The following is a 14,992-nucleotide window of genomic DNA, read 5'->3' as shown; positions in this document are numbered from 1 at the left end:
TTAAAGTTTCAGCCTCATAACCTCGACGTTCATGTAAAAAGGCTCGACGTTCATGTAAAAAGGCTCAACGTTCATGTAAAAAGGCTCGACGTTCATGTAAAAAGGCTCGACGTTCATGTAAAAAGGCTCGACGTTCGAGTTAAAAGGCTCAACGTTCGAGTTAAAAGGCTCAACGTTCATGTAAAAAGGTTCAACGTTGAAGCTAAAAGGCTCAACGTTCGAGTAAAAAGGCTCAACGTTCGAGTAAAAAGGCTCAACGTTCATGTAAAAAGGCTCAAATTCTCCAAGTAATATAGTGTCCGCTAAATTACCCATAATAAAAGAACCCCACCCCCAACCCCTCCCCGCAAGCGAGGAGGGGAGACAAAGCACAGTTTTGGCATCATTTTTGATTGCCAGTACTTGAATTTCTGCCTCCCTGCAAGCAGGGAGGGGAGACAAAGCACAGTTTTGGCGGGGTGGGGTTTTTCGGGTTTAATGAGCAATCAAACGGACATAATATAAGTCCCTCGTCCGCCTCACTACCTACTCCCCCATTTATCATTAGAACAAACTCATGCGAATTCCTACCGCAACTTATCGAATTCAGTTTACACCTCAGTTTGGCTTTGATAACGCTAAAGCGATCGCAGCTTATCTAGCAGATTTAGGTATTTCCGATTTATATGCTTCTCCCATTTTCAAGGCAAGATCCGGGAGTACACACGGCTACGATATCGTAGATGCCACTCAACTAAACCCAGAATTAGGAACGAATGAGTCCTTTGATGCGTTAGTTGGCGAAGTTCAATCCCTTGGTATGGGCTGGTTACAAGATATTGTGCCCAACCACATGGCCTATACCAGCGAAAACCTTTACTTGATGGATGTATTGGAACACGGCCCAGATTCCAGTTATACCGACTACTTCGACCTTTCTTGGAATGCTCCCTTTGGCGATCGCCAACAGCGAATCCTAGCGCCGCTACTGGGAGATTTCTATGGTGCATCCCTAGAAAACGGACACATTCAACTACAATATGAACAAAACGGTTTAACTGTAAACTATTACAGCTTAAAACTGCCACTGCGGTTAGAATCTTACACAAAATTTATCACCCATAATTTGGGCAAACTCACGCGCACACTCGGACGCAATCACCCCGATTTTATTAAACTATTGGGGATTCTGTATATTCTCAAAAATGTCCCCTCAGAAGTTGCGGGAAAACAGCGACAAGACCAAATTGCCTTTATTAAAGGATTGGTTTGGGAACTCTATACCACAAACGATGCCATCCGCGAGTTCATTGACGAAAATATCCAAACCTTCAACGGAGAACCAGGAAATTCAGATAGCTTTAACCTCCTAGATGAATTACTGAATGACCAGTTTTACCGTCTCGCCTTCTGGAAAGTGGGGGCAGAGGAAATGAACTACCGCCGTTTCTTTACAGTCAATGAACTGATTTCCGTTAAAGTTGAAGAACTGCGGGTTTTTAATAATACCCACAGCCTAATTCAAAAGCTGGTTGACGAGGGTATATTTACAGGTTTACGCATTGACCACATTGATGGACTCTATAACCCAATCCAATATCTAGAAAGGCTGCGAGAAAAGACAGGAGATGTTTATATCACCGTTGAGAAGATTTTAGAAGTTACTGAAGATTTACCGGAAAACTGGGGAATTGAAGGAACATCGGGATATGACTTTTTGAATTATGTAAATGGTGTATTTTGTCAAACTGAAAATGAATCATCCTTCGATAAAATCTATCATAACTTTATCGGCTCAAGAGTAAATTATGCATCGGTGGTGAAGGATAAAAAGCACCTGATTTTGGAAAAGAATTTAGCAGGTGATATTGACAATCTGGCTCTTTTGTTAAAGAACATTTCCAGCAAATATCGCTATGGCAATGACTTTACACTGAATGGACTAAAAAGAGCGATCGCGGAAGTTTTGACACTGTTCCCGATTTACCGCACCTATATTACGCCAGATGGAATTGGGGATAGCGATCGCGCTACCATTGAAAAAGTAATTTACCAAGCCAAAGAACAAGCGCCCCTGTTGCAGCACGAATTGACCTTTATTGAAAAGTTAATGCTGCTAGAATTTGATAACTCTCTGACTCAAACAGAACGCGAGCAGTGGATATTTTTTGTCTTACGAATGCAGCAATATAGCGGGCCGCTAATGGCGAAAGGCGTAGAAGACACCACATTATATGTTTACAATCGGTTGCTGTCGCTGAATGAAGTGGGGGGTAATCCGGGTCATTTTGGAATTTCAGTAACCAAATTTCATGCCTTTAACCAACAGCACCAGACAACCTGGCCTCACACAATGAACACCACAGCCACCCATGACACCAAACGCGGTGAAGATGTGCGGGCTAGGTTGAATGTCCTTTCAGAAATCCCCGATGAGTGGGAACAGCAGGTAAATACTTGGAGCGCCATTAATCGCGGAAATCGTAGCGATCGCCACGGGTTTGCTATGCCCGATCGCAACGATGAGTATTTTCTCTATCAAACCCTGGTGGGGGCGTTTCCTTTTGGGGAACATGAACAGGCATCCTTTGTAGAACGGGTGAAAGACTATATAATTAAGGCAATTCGAGAAGCGAAAGTGCATACAGCATGGTTGCGACCCGATAGCGAATACGAAGAGGCTTGTACCTCCTTTATTGAGAAAGTACTTGATCCTGCCATCTCCGGGGAATTTCTAGAAGTTTTTCGCCCCTTTCAACAGCGAATTGCAGCTTATGGTATATTCAATTCCCTTTCCCAAACTCTCCTAAAGATTACCGCACCCGGCGTACCCGACTTTTACCAGGGAACAGAACTTTGGGAACTAAGTCTAGTCGATCCAGACAATCGCCGTCCCGTGGATTTTGAACAACGACGCACCTACTTAAGTGCGATCCGCGAACAGGTGAAAACCGACATTCTGGGTTTAATTCAAGAGTTGCTGAGTGATAAAACAGACGGTAGAATCAAATTATTTTTAACGGCTCAATTACTCCAAGCCAGAACAAACTACGTGTCATTATTCCAGGACGGCGACTATTTACCCTTAGAAGTTCAAGGAACCTACGCCAATCACATCATCGCCTTTGCACGGCGGGAGGGGAATCAAACAGCGATCGCGATCGCGCCTCGTTTTCTAACAAGCCTCATCCAGCCTAGAGACAACCCCTTAGGCGAGTCAATTTGGCAAGATACGCACCTACAATTACCCCCTGGAACTTCCCTTACCTGGAAAAACGTCATAACTCAGCAACCCTTACAAACTACAGAAACCCTATCGATCGCAACCGCCCTCGCCCATTTTCCAGTTGCCCTATTGATTAGTAGTGCCGAGTAAAAAATAAACCTGCCTCACCCAGAAACGCAGAGAAAACCCCCTAAAACCTCTGCGTACCTCTGCGGTTCCCTCCGCGTCCCTTTGCGTTAAAAAAATAATTCCATATGACCACTCCTCCAACACCCACCACGGCGCAAATTGACACCCTGCGCCTCCATATCAAAAAAACGTGGAAAACCTTAACACGATCGCACGAACACTTATTACAATCTGCAAAAGATACCAAGCTAGACCACAAAACAGACACTCCTTGGATTGTCTACATTTCACCCTTAGAAGATTGTCCTAATATTCAGGCTGTGTTGGAGCGATCGCTATCTCCAAAGGATATGCAAAGAATTGAAATTCGCACTTTGCCACCTGAAGTGGAGGCGATTAAAGAGCATGGGTTACTATACTTACCAGGGCCTTATGTGGTACCAGGTGGGCGCTTTAACGAAATGTATGGCTGGGACAGCTACTTTATATTACTGGGACTTTTGCACGATGGGGAATTAGAGCTAGCGCAAAGCCAAGTAGACCAAATGCTGTACCAGGTGCAGAATTACGGCATCATCCTCAATTCCAACCGGACTTATATGTTGTCGCGATCGCAGCCTCCTGTACTCAGCATGATGGTTTTGGCATTATTCCAGCATACCCAGAATGAAGAGTGGTTAAGGTCAACCGTACCGCTACTAGAGCAATTTTACTATTACTGGGTAGTACCGCCCCACCTCAATCCTGGAACAGGCTTATCTAGATTCTATGCTCTTGGGGAAGGCCCCGCGCCAGAAGTTTTGTTCTCCGAGCGGGATGAGGAGGGAAAAAGCCACTACGATCGCGTCAAGGAATATTACCAAACCTTTGAAGTTGAGGATTATGATGTCAATCTTTACTACGATCGCGAAAATGACAAACTGACCAATTTATTTTACAAGGGCGATCGCACCATGCGCGAGTCCGGTTTTGATATCACCAACCGATTTGGCCCTTTCAGTGCTGATATCCTCCACTACGCTCCTGTGTGCCTCAACAGTTTGCTGTATCAGGTAGAACAAGACATGGCGCAAATTAACGATATTCTGGGGAACGAACAACTGGAACAAAAATGGAGCAATCGCGCAGATATCCGCCGCGATCGCATCGATCTGCGTCTCTGGGATGACCAACAGGGACTTTATCTGGACTATCACTTGCAGAGTGGAAAACGCCGCCGTTATGAATTTGCTACCACGTTCTATCCCCTGTGGCTGGGAATTGCTTCGCCAACCCAAGCCAAACGCGTTGTGGAAAATCTCTCTTTGTTTGAAGCCCCAGGAGGAATTTTGACCAGTACTCGCGTCACCGGAAACCAGTGGGATGCGCCTTTTGGTTGGGCGCCACTGACATTAATTGCCGTCCAGGGACTTCACCGCTATGGGTATCATTCAGAAGGCGATCGCATTGCCAACAAATTCCTGGCTATGGTAATTAAAGAATTCGGGCGTCACAATACCATAGTTGAGAAATATGATGTTGAACGCTGTTCTGCCAACGTTTCCGACGAAATCTCCTTTGGATACAGTTCTAACGAAGTTGGTTTCGGCTGGACAAATGGAGTCGTTCTGGAACTCTTAGCAGCCCGTGGGAAAAAAGTTTAAGCAAAAAGAAAAGCGTGAGTTTTTCCCTCACGTCTTCATCTTATTTATTACACTTGACTCTATATGAATTATGTATAGTTGAATGAAATTTGAATGGGACAAAAATAAAAACCAACAAAATATCCAGAAACATGGCATTAGTTTTGAAGAAGCTACAGAAATATTTGACGGTATTGTTTTCACCTCAATTGATGAACGGTACGACTATGAAGAAATTCGATAAATTAGTATTGGCTCAATCCAAGGCGTTGTAATTATTACCGCCGCCCATACAGACAGAAACGGCAAAATTCGATTAATCTCTGCCCGAAAAGCCACCCCCAAAGAAAGGAGAACCTACTATGAGTATCTCGCCCAATCGACTTAAAGAACTCCAAAATATCGCTGATACAGCGATTGATACTTCAGATATTCCGGAATTAGATCAGCAATTCTGGGAAACAGCCAAAATGGTAAAACCTCTTAGCCAAGAGACCACATTAATTCAACTAGATCAAGATATTCTGGATTGGTTTAAAAGCAAAGGAAAAGGCTACCAATCTCTAATTAACTCCGCTCTCCGCTCTTATATTGAGCATAATTCATCGCTATAACGCCTTATCTTATTGGCTCGTACCAAATCATGAGGAATAATCACAATGATTCAATCAGCCCCAAAAATTATAACCGTTGGGGATCTGTCATTGAGTGAAATAGTATAAAATGCGGTCAGATTTTATAATATAACGATACGGATGACACCAGAAGACGCACGACAATATGCACCAGCAACCCAGCGCAATAGCGAACCAATTATAGAAGTACTTTTACAGGTGTTGCCAAAGAGTGGCACGATATTGGAAATAGCAAGTGGTACTGGCGAACATGCAGTATTTTTTGCCCCCAAGCTCAGTCCTCGTTCGTGGTTGCCAACAGATGCAAATCCACAATTACGAGCCAGCATTACTGCATGGGCTGAACACTTTGGCTGTTATAATCTTTATCCACCACTTGAGCTTGATGTCAGAGAACCAGTTTGGGCAGTGGAGAATCCGGCATTTGATTGGCTTAATAATCAGCCAATTGTGGCGATCGTCAACATCAATATGATTCACATTTCACCGTGGTCAGCCTGTCTAGGACTAATGGCAGGGGCAGGTCGGATCTTACCAGCAGGAGGTATCCTCTATTTATATGGGCCTTTTAAACAAGGTGGAGAACATACAGCAGCGAGTAATGCAGCTTTTGACGAATCTTTACGCGCCCAAAACCCAGAGTGGGGTGTACGTAACTTGGATGATGTTGTAGCAGTAGCTAACGCCCAAAACCTGATCTTGAAACAGACTTACCAAATGCCAGCAAATAATCTTTCAGTAGTGTTTGAACATTCTGCTAGTCAATAACCCCACCCTGTAGAGGGATGGGGCTTGTAATGAACAAAGATTACGTGTTTGACTTGACAATAATCTGTACAGAGGCGCTTGTTGCAATTTGTTGTATATATTACAATACAGTTCAGTTAAGGATAATTGTAGGTTGGGTTGAACATTCGTGTTACCCAACAAACCCTGCGTAGGTTGGGTTTCGTTCCTCAAACGCCACTTGCTTCTCCCAAGGGGAGACGCTGCGCGAACAAGTCGGGAAACCCGCCCAACACAGTGGCTCCCCAACCTACGCTGGTTTTGGTTTTTGGCTCTAACCCAAGCGTATTGGTATATATTATGTTGAAAAAAATCAAGCAAGTCGCATCAGAGGCTTTGATTTTTCCTCCCCAACCCTACAAGGGTTGGGGTTGGGGGTTAGGTTTGAGAGAAAGTTGCAGATGGCGTTAAGTAACTATTCACGCCATCAATTTTATCTTGACAGATGTTACTCCGCTTGTTTTAAACGGCTCTAGCTGCTTAAAACAAACCTTTAATTATTCAAGCCCACTTACTTAGGACTCCAGTTTGATTAATGAAAACTTTTTCAGATAAAAGCCTTGCCTGACATAGATTTCAGTCTCACTGTGCTTATAATTATTCAAGTTGGATTCTTATATTCAGCACCTAATCATTATCATCTTTACGCTTATCATAAGGCTCACCTTTAAAAGGTTGTACGCCAATATTAGGATAAGCATCATCATTAGGCCCAAAAATCCGCATTGCAGCTTCAGAAATATACTTGGTTATGTTCGCAATGATTTTGGAAATAGCCATAATATTGGACTCCTTATTTTCGAGTCGCTTTAATTGTGATATCTATAACTTTAATGCTGATATTCTTGACTGGCTCTAATTCTCAACAGATTGAAATTATACGCAATGTTTATTCAGATAACTTCGCAATACTTTAGTTTGTCAAAAAGCCAAACTTTCCTCACTATTTCTAATCCTAACATAGTTATTTCTCCAACCCCAGTTTGGCAAAGAGGCTGGTAAACAAACTTTCTCTGACAGGATATTGTTTGCTTTCATTAGCCGCCTTGTGAAATTAACATTATTGCTAACTATTACTATTAAAAAATATTAAGTATTTTATGAAGTTAGTATTAATTTGCCTATAAATCTACTGTTCTACGGCAATCTCTGAAATATATTCGCCGGGAGTTGACATTATTTATGGTAGATATTACCATAAATAGCAGAAGCGTCTTGTAAGGAAGCTCTAGGATGACAACTCTTTTGCCAGATTTGGACTATGTATATAAACAGCAAAGCCAGCAGAACCAGGAACTAAACCTCTCTGCGGATGACTACAGCTTGCTGACCGACCTTTACCAGTTGACGATGGCAGCTTGTTACACAGGTGAAGGTATAGAAGAACGACGGGCAAGCTTTGAATTGTCCGTCAGGCGATTGCCAGAGGGTTTTGGTTATTTAATTGCAATGGGGCTGACGCAGGCATTGGAATATTTAGCCAAATTCCGCTTTAGTTCCTCGCAAATTGCCGCATTACAGGCAACGGGAATTTTTGCTCACGCAAGCGATCGCTTTTGGTCACTACTAGCTGAGGGAAAGTTTACGGGTGATGTTTGGGCAGTACCGGAAGGGACAGCCGTCTTTGCCAATCAACCACTGTTACGGGTGGAAGCACCTCTTTGGCAAGCGCAACTTGTGGAAACTTACCTGCTGAATACGATTAATTACCAGACTTTGATTGCCACAAAAGCAGCACGGTTGCGGGATGTAGCGGGGGAAAAAGCAACACTTTTAGAATTTGGGACAAGACGAGCATTTAGTCCCCAGGCTGCTTTGTGGGCAGCGCGGGCGGCATTGGCAGGTGGGTTAGATTCCACTTCCAATGTGTTAGCAGCGCTACAACTGGGACAAAAGCCAAGTGGTACGATGGCACACGCACTGGTGATGGCGTTGTCAGCAATAGAAGGCACTGAAGAACAAGCTTTTAGTGCATTTCATCGATATTTTCCGGGTGCGCCATTGTTGATTGATACTTACGATACCGTTGCTGCTGCCCAGCGCTTGTCCGAAAAAGTAAATTCCGGGGAAATGCAATTAACAGGAGTGAGATTGGACTCAGGAGATTTAGTTACCTTATCAAAACAGGTGCGATCGCTCCTTCCCGGTGTGCCAATTTTTGCCAGTGGCGACTTGGACGAGTGGGAAATTGCCAGATTAAAAGCTGCTGGGGCTGAAATTGATGGTTACGGACTGGGAACCCGACTAGTTACAGGTTCGCCCGTAAATGGAGTTTATAAACTTGTAGACATTGATGGCATCCCAGTGATGAAACAGTCAAGTGGTAAGGTTACTTATCCAGGGCGCAAGCAGATTTTTCGCTCGTTTACCGGAGGTAAGGTAAAAGCAGACAGGTTGGGACTTTTAGATGAAATTCCTCTGGAAGAAGAACCTTTGTTGCAATTGGTAATGGAGGAAGGTGAACGGGTGCAACCACTGGAGTCTTTGGCAACAATTCGTCAGCGTACCGCCGCCTCAGTTGCCAGTTTGCCAGAACAGACAAGGCGATTGGATCATCCTGTAGTTGTAGAAGTGGAGATTTCTGCTGCACTGCAAGAGTTGACAGAGGAAACGAAGAAACGAAACGCAAAGGACGCAAAGTAAGATGATGAAAATTGCTTTGTTTGGTACTAGTGCCGATCCACCAACTGCTGGACATCAGGCGATTCTGAGTTGGTTGTCTGAGCGTTATGATTGGGTAGCGGTTTGGGCAGCAGATAATCCATTTAAGTCTCATCAAACACCCTTAGAGCATCGAGCGGCAATGCTGCAACTGTTGATTGCGGATATAGACGCGCCACGGCATAATATTGCTTTGGAACAAGAATTGAGTAGCTTTAGAACACTGGAAACAGTAGAAAAAGCGAGGCTTATTTGGGGTGAGGACGCTGAATTGACGTTGATCATTGGTTCAGATTTACTGAGTCAGCTACCACGTTGGTATCACATTGAAGATTTGTTACAGGAAGTGCAACTACTGATCGTGCCGCGACCGGGATATGCAATAGATGAGTCTAGTTCAGAGGTAGTACAAAAGCTGGGAGGGAAGATTGCGATCGCCTCTTTTACTGGTTTAGATGTTTCCTCAACAGCGTACCGCGAACATGGAGATTCTGAAGCCCTCACAGCCACTGTAGTTGCCTATATTAATCGAGAGCATTTGTACAAATGCCAGGACATTCCCAAAAAAAGATACCAACTCCGCTAAACCAACAACTTTTGGCCGATTTCAAGGTTGGTGTTGATAATGTAATTTTTTCTGTAGATACTGCCCAAAATCGGCTGTTAGTTCTATTAGTAATGCGACAGCAAGAACCATTTTTAAATCATTGGAGTCTTCCCGGTACTTTGGTGCGTCCAGGTGAGTCTTTAGAGGATGCTGCCTATCGCATTATGGCAGAGAAAATTAAGGTCAACAATCTCTATTTAGAACAACTGTATACATTTGGTGGGCCGAATCGCGATCCACGGGAAGCAACCGATAGTTATGGTGTGCGTTATCTATCAGTTAGTTACTTTGCCCTAGTACGATTTGAGGAAGCCGAATTGATTGCCGATCGCATGACTGGTATAGCTTGGTATCCAGTAAAAGAAGTGCCGCAATTAGCTTTTGACCATAATCAAATTCTCGCCTATGGACACAGGCGGTTGCGAAATAAATTAGAATATAGTCCGGTGGCTTTTGAAGTCTTGCCAGAAATGTTCACCTTGAATGATTTATATCAGTTATACGCCACAGTTTTAGGTGACAATTTTTCCGATTATTCTAATTTTCGGGCGCGTCTACTCAAGTTAGGTTTTTTATGCGATACCGGAATTAAGGTATCGCGGGGTGCGGGTCGTCCGGCTAGCTTGTATAAGTTTGATGCCGAAGCTTTTGCTCCCTTAAAAGACAAACCTTTGGTGTTTATTTAACCAATCACTTGAACGTAAGTTCGATGAACCTCTCCCTCCCAGCCTCCCTCTCCGAAACGGAAAGGGAGGAGCAACGAAAAATTAATTCAGCTTTTTGCTCCCCTCTCCGCGTCGGAGAGGGGCTGGGGGAGAGGTCAAATAAGACTTGTCGAACTCACATTACTTTGTAGAGTCCAAAGTCCTGAGTAACTTATTTTGACTCTTGACAAATGACCAATGCCCAATGACTAATGACTAAATACAATGAAGATTGCGATCGCTCAAATTAATCCGACAATTGGTGATTTGCTTTTGAATGCCCAAAAAATCCTGGAGGCGGCACAACAAGCAGCATCTAGCGGTGTGCGTTTGTTGTTGACACCAGAACTTTCTTTGTGTGGCTATCCACCAAGAGATTTATTACTAAATCCTAGTTTTGTGGAAGCAATGGGCATGACTTTACAAAATTTAGCGCGGGATTTACCGCCAAATTTAGCTGTGTTGGTAGGAACTGTTGAACAGAACCTGAAAGCGTCTATTAGTGGCGGTAAAACTTTATTTAATAGTATAGCTTTATTAGAGAATGGTAAGGTCAAGCAACTTTTTCACAAGCGACTTTTGCCTACTTACGATGTATTCGATGAACGCCGCTATTTTGAACCAGGATTGCAGGCGAATTATTTCACTCTAGATAATATCCATATTGGCGTAACTATTTGCGAAGATTTATGGAACGATGAAGAATTTTGGGGCAAACGTAGTTATGCAGTGAATCCGATTGCTGACTTAGCAATTCTCGGTGTAGATTTGATTGTAAATTTGTCTGCTTCCCCCTACACGGTCGGGAAACACCAGTTTCGAGAAACAATACTCAGGCATAGTGCAGTACGTTTTCAACAACCGATTATTTACGCTAATCAGGTTGGGGGAAATGATGACCTAATTTTTGATGGGCGGAGTTTTGCCTTGAATCGTCAAGGTGAAATTATGTGTCGCGCCCGTGGTTTTGACACCGATTTAGTGGTGGTCGAATTTGACGAGGTGCAACGGGATTTGCAGTTGGGTTATGTAGCGCCTGTGGATGAATCGGAAGATGAAGAAATTTGGCAAGCTTTGGTTTTGGGAGTGCGAGATTATGCTCGCAAGTGTCGCTTTTCTAAAGTAGTGTTGGGTTTAAGTGGCGGGATTGACTCTGCAATAGTAGCTGCGATCGCAACTGCTGCACTTGGTAAAGAAAATGTCCTCGGTGTTCTCATGCCTTCCCCTTATAGTTCCGAGCATTCTATTAGGGATGCTATGGCATTAGCCGAAAATCTGGGGATTAAGACTAATCTTTTACCGATTGGCGAGTTAATGCAAGGCTTTGATCAAACTTTAGGTGATTTGTTTGCGGGTACTGAGTTTGGACTAGCAGAAGAAAATATCCAATCCCGAATTCGGGGTAATTTATTAATGGCGATCGCTAATAAGTTTGGCTATCTCCTCTTATCTACTGGTAACAAATCAGAAATGGCAGTTGGTTACTGTACCCTCTACGGCGATATGAATGGCGGGTTAGCGGTGATTGCAGATGTTCCTAAAACCTGTGTTTATTCACTTTGTCACTGGTTAAATCGCGATGTCTACGACGGGCTACGCCTACGTGAAATTATCCCGCAAAACATCTTGATTAAACCACCCAGCGCCGAACTCAAACCAGGTCAAGTGGATCAAGACTCTCTACCGCCCTACGAAATTTTGGACGATATTTTGCAACGCCTGATTCACAACCACCAATCAGCAACGCAAATTGTTGCAGCCGGTCACGATCCAGTGATTGTAGACCGAGTAATCCAAATGGTGGCGCGGGCTGAATTTAAACGGCGACAAGCACCCCCAGGCTTGAAAATCACCGATCGCGCCTTCGGAACTGGTTGGCGAATGCCAATTGCTAGTAACTGGATTGGTGTCAAAAACGCTTACCAGACTAAAACCATAGCTACACCTACTTTAGTCTGTTGGGATGGACAAAATGCCCATCCGCAAATTAAGTAATTAGTTATGCTAACCACAGTTGAATTAGTTGGGGATTTATACACCAACTAATTCAATTACAAATTATTTAAATCCCCATCCCTAAAACCTCAGTGAGAGCATTGCTTTCCCGCCCTGCAATAAATTGCGGGCTAATAGCTAAAGTGCGTTAAAACGCACTGAAATTAAAGAAAATATATTTTAATTACTGAGAAAAGGATTTAGCGATGGCTGCGCCCGCCGTTCGCGAAGCGTCTCGAAGAGAAGGCATCGCACCTTTTTTCCCAAACCTCACAAAATCGCATTGCTCCCGAAGAATTATTGTAGGTTGCGGTAACTTGTATACGCCCTGTATATAAGCGTCTTAGCGAAACAGGAATTATTAACTCTGCACCACCTGAGATTATTTTTCACTTCTCAACACTTATTTACGAATTAAATATGCAACAAATAGCCGTGCGATCGCAGTTCCCCACAACTAAAGCACTCTATACCTCAAAACAACTCATTCAACAGGAAAAATACTATTTTTGGCAATAGGATGAAGGCGGTTTGTTAAAGCTTCTAACTCACCACCAGCAAGCAGCAATTCAATAACTTCACGGCCATACAAAATAAATCTGTCAACTTGCTGTTCAAACGTTATAGTACCTCGGAAGACCTCAACTAGAGGTTTTCTTAAATGAAGAGGATGCCAAGGGTTTGGTCTGGCTACGTCAAATTTGTGATCGTGAAAATCCCATGTCCTTGAATTCTCTTTTAATCTTGAGCGCAATTTAGTATATTCATCAGAATAAAAAAAATCGCCTTCAAATGACTTCCATTTCTTTATATTAAAACCTAAAATTAAACAAAAATCTGGGCCGAGATGTAAATTTGAAGGTTGCACTTTAAAATCGGAGCCATCTAGAAGAGTACCAACGAATATACTCGGAAAGTTAGCATCTAAAATTTCTAGCCCTAATCGCCCAAACAGAGATTGATATTTCGCTGGCATAGAGGGAATAGGTGCATCTTTGTTAAATCCAATTCTTTCTAACACCCAACGCCAATCTGCTAAAGCAGCACGTTCTGTTATCTTCTTCAGGTTACGCTGTAGTGATTGAGCAGGTAAATAAGAAACTATACTTTCATAAGAAACTGGTGCTGCTGGTCCTAAATTTTCCTCAGCAAGCATATCTATAAAATCACGAACCAGACTATCATCTGATTTTGTTTCTAACCAATGCTTCAAAAATTTATATATATCACTCCAAGTCAGAGCTAAGTCAGGATTTTGTTCATGTTGTCGAGTTAATCCAGTAATAAGAATTAATTTATATCCTTGTGACCACTTTAAGTTTGCATAGTTACGATATCTATCTAGTTGCCCTGGACTAAGATTTGACCATACCTTGTGTTCAAATATCAAGGCAAATTGTCCCCAATCTGCCAACATATCTATTTGTCCACCAGGGAAGGTGTATTGTGTTTTCCACTCTGGTAGTTTATGAGTTAAAGGAAGAGGTTCTGGTAATTTTAAACTGAGATAATCTACAAATTCACGAGCAAGCATCTCTTTATTTCTCAGCAACCAAGCAAAACCTTCAGTCAGAAAATTCTCAATTGGATCAAGCTCTTGGCTTTTGGGATATTTACGTAGTGCGCTAAACAAGCTATCTGACAAGCGTATATTCTCCATAGTTTTTAAAGCCTTCAACATAGCATATAGACAAATGTATTGTCCTTATGCGATCGCGCTACACTCAACAATTTTGATTGCCTTGATTAGTGGGACTTAGACAAAAAACAGCGATAAAATGACCTTAAATGTATATACAGAGAGACTTTGACATCGTTTTGCTTGATTTCTTGATATAGGTTTGGGTCATTTCCTGAGCATTTAGTGTATTTCCCTTACACTGCATGGGTTTTAGCCTTGTTTCCCACTCAAAAATGTTTAAGTCCCGTTAACTTCTTTCTTTGTGACGGCAGTCACTACAACGGGGGGAATCCCCGCAACGCGTTGCCTCTCCTTTGCGTCCTTTGCGGTTCATTTTTCTTTTTTGCACTTAAATATGGTTTAGCGCATCTTCATACAGAATTGGTATCAGCAATATTTCAGCCATTACCATTGTGAAAAAGGGTGTTTTACTAAATTGCTGTTGAAATATCTGGAGTCATCAGAAACTTCTTCTCCAATCCAGGTTGGTAATTCAATTTGTTGGTTTTCATCACTGAGTTCAACTTCTGCTAATATTAGTCCTTTATTAACACCATCAAACTCATCTATTTCCCAAATCAAACCACCCGACTCTATTTTATATCTGATTTTTTCTATAAAGGGACGTTCACACAATGTCTCAAGTATTTCTTGAGCATCTTCAACAGGAATCGCATACTCAAACTCTAATCTTGAATATTTGATATTCGGGCCTTTAATGGTTAAATAACTTTTTTCCCCGACTATACGTATACGTACAGTCGCTTTGTCTTGTGTGGCAATGTATCCTTGACGATATACACTACCTTCAGCTAATCCTCTCCAGCTATCTCCTCTGACTAAATATTTCCGCTCTATTTCTTTCGCCATTCTATTTATTTGCTTTGATGTAATAATTTACACTTTCAAGTGACTGTAGTTTATCAGATGAGATGCGATCGCGCCCCATCAAATGGGAACCATATTA

At 42.6% G+C, this 14,992-nt stretch carries 14 protein-coding genes; 10 read left to right on the top strand and 4 right to left on the bottom strand.

Annotated elements, in window-relative coordinates; translation table 11 throughout:
* A complete protein-coding gene (locus tag V7K31_RS28295; RefSeq protein WP_335099101.1) occupies positions 1-441 on the bottom strand; it encodes a hypothetical protein in 441 nt (146 codons plus the stop codon).
* A 115-nt stretch (positions 442-556) separates the two neighbouring features.
* Between V7K31_RS28295 and treY the strand changes: the two genes are divergently transcribed.
* The 6 genes from treY (at position 557) to V7K31_RS28265 (ending at position 6,788) form a co-directional block, all read left to right on the top strand.
* Entirely contained in the window at positions 557-3,355 is a 2,799-nt protein-coding gene (gene treY, locus V7K31_RS28290) for a malto-oligosyltrehalose synthase (RefSeq protein ID WP_335099098.1), read from the top strand.
* 104 nt (positions 3,356-3,459) lie between these two features.
* Positions 3,460-4,977 carry a trehalase family glycosidase gene (locus tag V7K31_RS28285; RefSeq protein WP_335099095.1) on the top strand — a complete coding sequence of 506 codons (1,518 nt, stop codon included), beginning with the start codon at positions 3,460-3,462 and terminating at the stop codon, positions 4,975-4,977.
* An 82-nt stretch (positions 4,978-5,059) separates the two neighbouring features.
* Positions 5,060-5,200, top strand: a complete 141-nt coding sequence (locus V7K31_RS28280; RefSeq protein WP_335099093.1) for a BrnT family toxin — start codon at positions 5,060-5,062, stop codon at positions 5,198-5,200.
* A gap of 118 nt (positions 5,201-5,318) precedes the next feature.
* The gene (locus V7K31_RS28275) at positions 5,319-5,570 is read left to right on the top strand and encodes a BrnA antitoxin family protein (RefSeq protein ID WP_334826255.1); all 252 of its coding nucleotides are present in this window, start codon (positions 5,319-5,321) and stop codon (positions 5,568-5,570) included.
* Between the two features lie 141 nt (positions 5,571-5,711).
* Positions 5,712-6,359 (top strand): DUF938 domain-containing protein, encoded by a 648-nt coding sequence (locus V7K31_RS28270; protein ID WP_335099090.1) that lies wholly within the window; start codon positions 5,712-5,714, stop codon positions 6,357-6,359.
* Positions 6,360-6,497: 138 nt separating this feature from the next.
* On the top strand, positions 6,498-6,788 hold the full coding sequence (locus V7K31_RS28265; protein WP_335099087.1) for a hypothetical protein: 291 nt from the start codon (positions 6,498-6,500) through the stop codon (positions 6,786-6,788).
* Between the two features lie 216 nt (positions 6,789-7,004).
* Here the strand turns inward: V7K31_RS28265 and V7K31_RS28260 are convergent, their stop codons facing one another.
* Positions 7,005-7,157 carry a hypothetical protein gene (locus V7K31_RS28260; protein WP_335099084.1) on the bottom strand — a complete coding sequence of 51 codons (153 nt, stop codon included), beginning with the start codon at positions 7,155-7,157 and terminating at the stop codon, positions 7,005-7,007.
* Positions 7,158-7,610: 453 nt separating this feature from the next.
* Here V7K31_RS28260 and V7K31_RS28255 point away from each other — a divergent pair, with 453 nt between their 5' ends.
* The 4 genes from V7K31_RS28255 (at position 7,611) to V7K31_RS28240 (ending at position 12,344) form a co-directional block, all read left to right on the top strand.
* On the top strand, positions 7,611-9,020 hold the full coding sequence (locus V7K31_RS28255; RefSeq protein ID WP_335099082.1) for a nicotinate phosphoribosyltransferase: 1,410 nt from the start codon (positions 7,611-7,613) through the stop codon (positions 9,018-9,020).
* A gap of 4 nt (positions 9,021-9,024) precedes the next feature.
* Positions 9,025-9,624 (top strand): nicotinate-nucleotide adenylyltransferase, encoded by a 600-nt coding sequence (locus tag V7K31_RS28250; protein ID WP_335099179.1) that lies wholly within the window; start codon positions 9,025-9,027, stop codon positions 9,622-9,624.
* Positions 9,585-10,331: an NUDIX hydrolase gene (locus tag V7K31_RS28245; protein WP_335099079.1), complete on the top strand. Its 747-nt coding sequence runs from the start codon at positions 9,585-9,587 to the stop codon at positions 10,329-10,331. The genes V7K31_RS28250 and V7K31_RS28245 overlap by 40 nt, the downstream gene beginning before the upstream one ends.
* A gap of 243 nt (positions 10,332-10,574) precedes the next feature.
* Positions 10,575-12,344, top strand: coding sequence for an NAD+ synthase (locus V7K31_RS28240; RefSeq protein WP_335099076.1), 1,770 nt, complete (start codon positions 10,575-10,577; stop codon positions 12,342-12,344).
* A 484-nt stretch (positions 12,345-12,828) separates the two neighbouring features.
* Here V7K31_RS28240 and V7K31_RS28235 read toward each other — a convergent pair whose 3' ends face one another.
* A complete protein-coding gene (locus V7K31_RS28235; protein ID WP_335099073.1) occupies positions 12,829-14,004 on the bottom strand; it encodes a PD-(D/E)XK nuclease family protein in 1,176 nt (391 codons plus the stop codon).
* Positions 14,005-14,430: 426 nt separating this feature from the next.
* Positions 14,431-14,895 carry a CYTH domain-containing protein gene (locus V7K31_RS28230; RefSeq protein WP_335099070.1) on the bottom strand — a complete coding sequence of 155 codons (465 nt, stop codon included), beginning with the start codon at positions 14,893-14,895 and terminating at the stop codon, positions 14,431-14,433.
* Positions 14,896-14,992: the final 97 nt, after the last annotated feature.

The sequence above is a fragment of the Nostoc sp. genome, assembly GCF_036917675.1.
Lineage (GTDB): Bacteria > Cyanobacteriota > Cyanobacteriia > Cyanobacteriales > Nostocaceae > Nostoc.
The sequence above is the reverse complement of the archived record's forward strand: the minus strand, read 5'-3'. Positions and strand labels throughout refer to the sequence as shown.

Coding starts and splice junctions, on each gene's coding strand:
- V7K31_RS28285 (WP_335099095.1), top strand. CDS start 3,460: ATGACCACTCCTCCAACACCCACCACGGCGCAAATTGACACCCTGCGC.
- V7K31_RS28275 (WP_334826255.1), top strand. CDS start 5,319: ATGAGTATCTCGCCCAATCGACTTAAAGAACTCCAAAATATCGCTGAT.
- V7K31_RS28245 (WP_335099079.1), top strand. CDS start 9,585: ATGCCAGGACATTCCCAAAAAAAGATACCAACTCCGCTAAACCAACAA.
- V7K31_RS28280 (WP_335099093.1), top strand. CDS start 5,060: ATGAAATTTGAATGGGACAAAAATAAAAACCAACAAAATATCCAGAAA.
- V7K31_RS28240 (WP_335099076.1), top strand. CDS start 10,575: ATGAAGATTGCGATCGCTCAAATTAATCCGACAATTGGTGATTTGCTT.
- V7K31_RS28255 (WP_335099082.1), top strand. CDS start 7,611: ATGACAACTCTTTTGCCAGATTTGGACTATGTATATAAACAGCAAAGC.
- V7K31_RS28230 (WP_335099070.1), bottom strand. CDS start 14,895: ATGGCGAAAGAAATAGAGCGGAAATATTTAGTCAGAGGAGATAGCTGG.
- treY (WP_335099098.1), top strand. CDS start 557: ATGCGAATTCCTACCGCAACTTATCGAATTCAGTTTACACCTCAGTTT.
- V7K31_RS28235 (WP_335099073.1), bottom strand. CDS start 14,004: ATGGAGAATATACGCTTGTCAGATAGCTTGTTTAGCGCACTACGTAAA.
- V7K31_RS28270 (WP_335099090.1), top strand. CDS start 5,712: ATGACACCAGAAGACGCACGACAATATGCACCAGCAACCCAGCGCAAT.
- V7K31_RS28260 (WP_335099084.1), bottom strand. CDS start 7,157: ATGGCTATTTCCAAAATCATTGCGAACATAACCAAGTATATTTCTGAA.
- V7K31_RS28250 (WP_335099179.1), top strand. CDS start 9,025: ATGAAAATTGCTTTGTTTGGTACTAGTGCCGATCCACCAACTGCTGGA.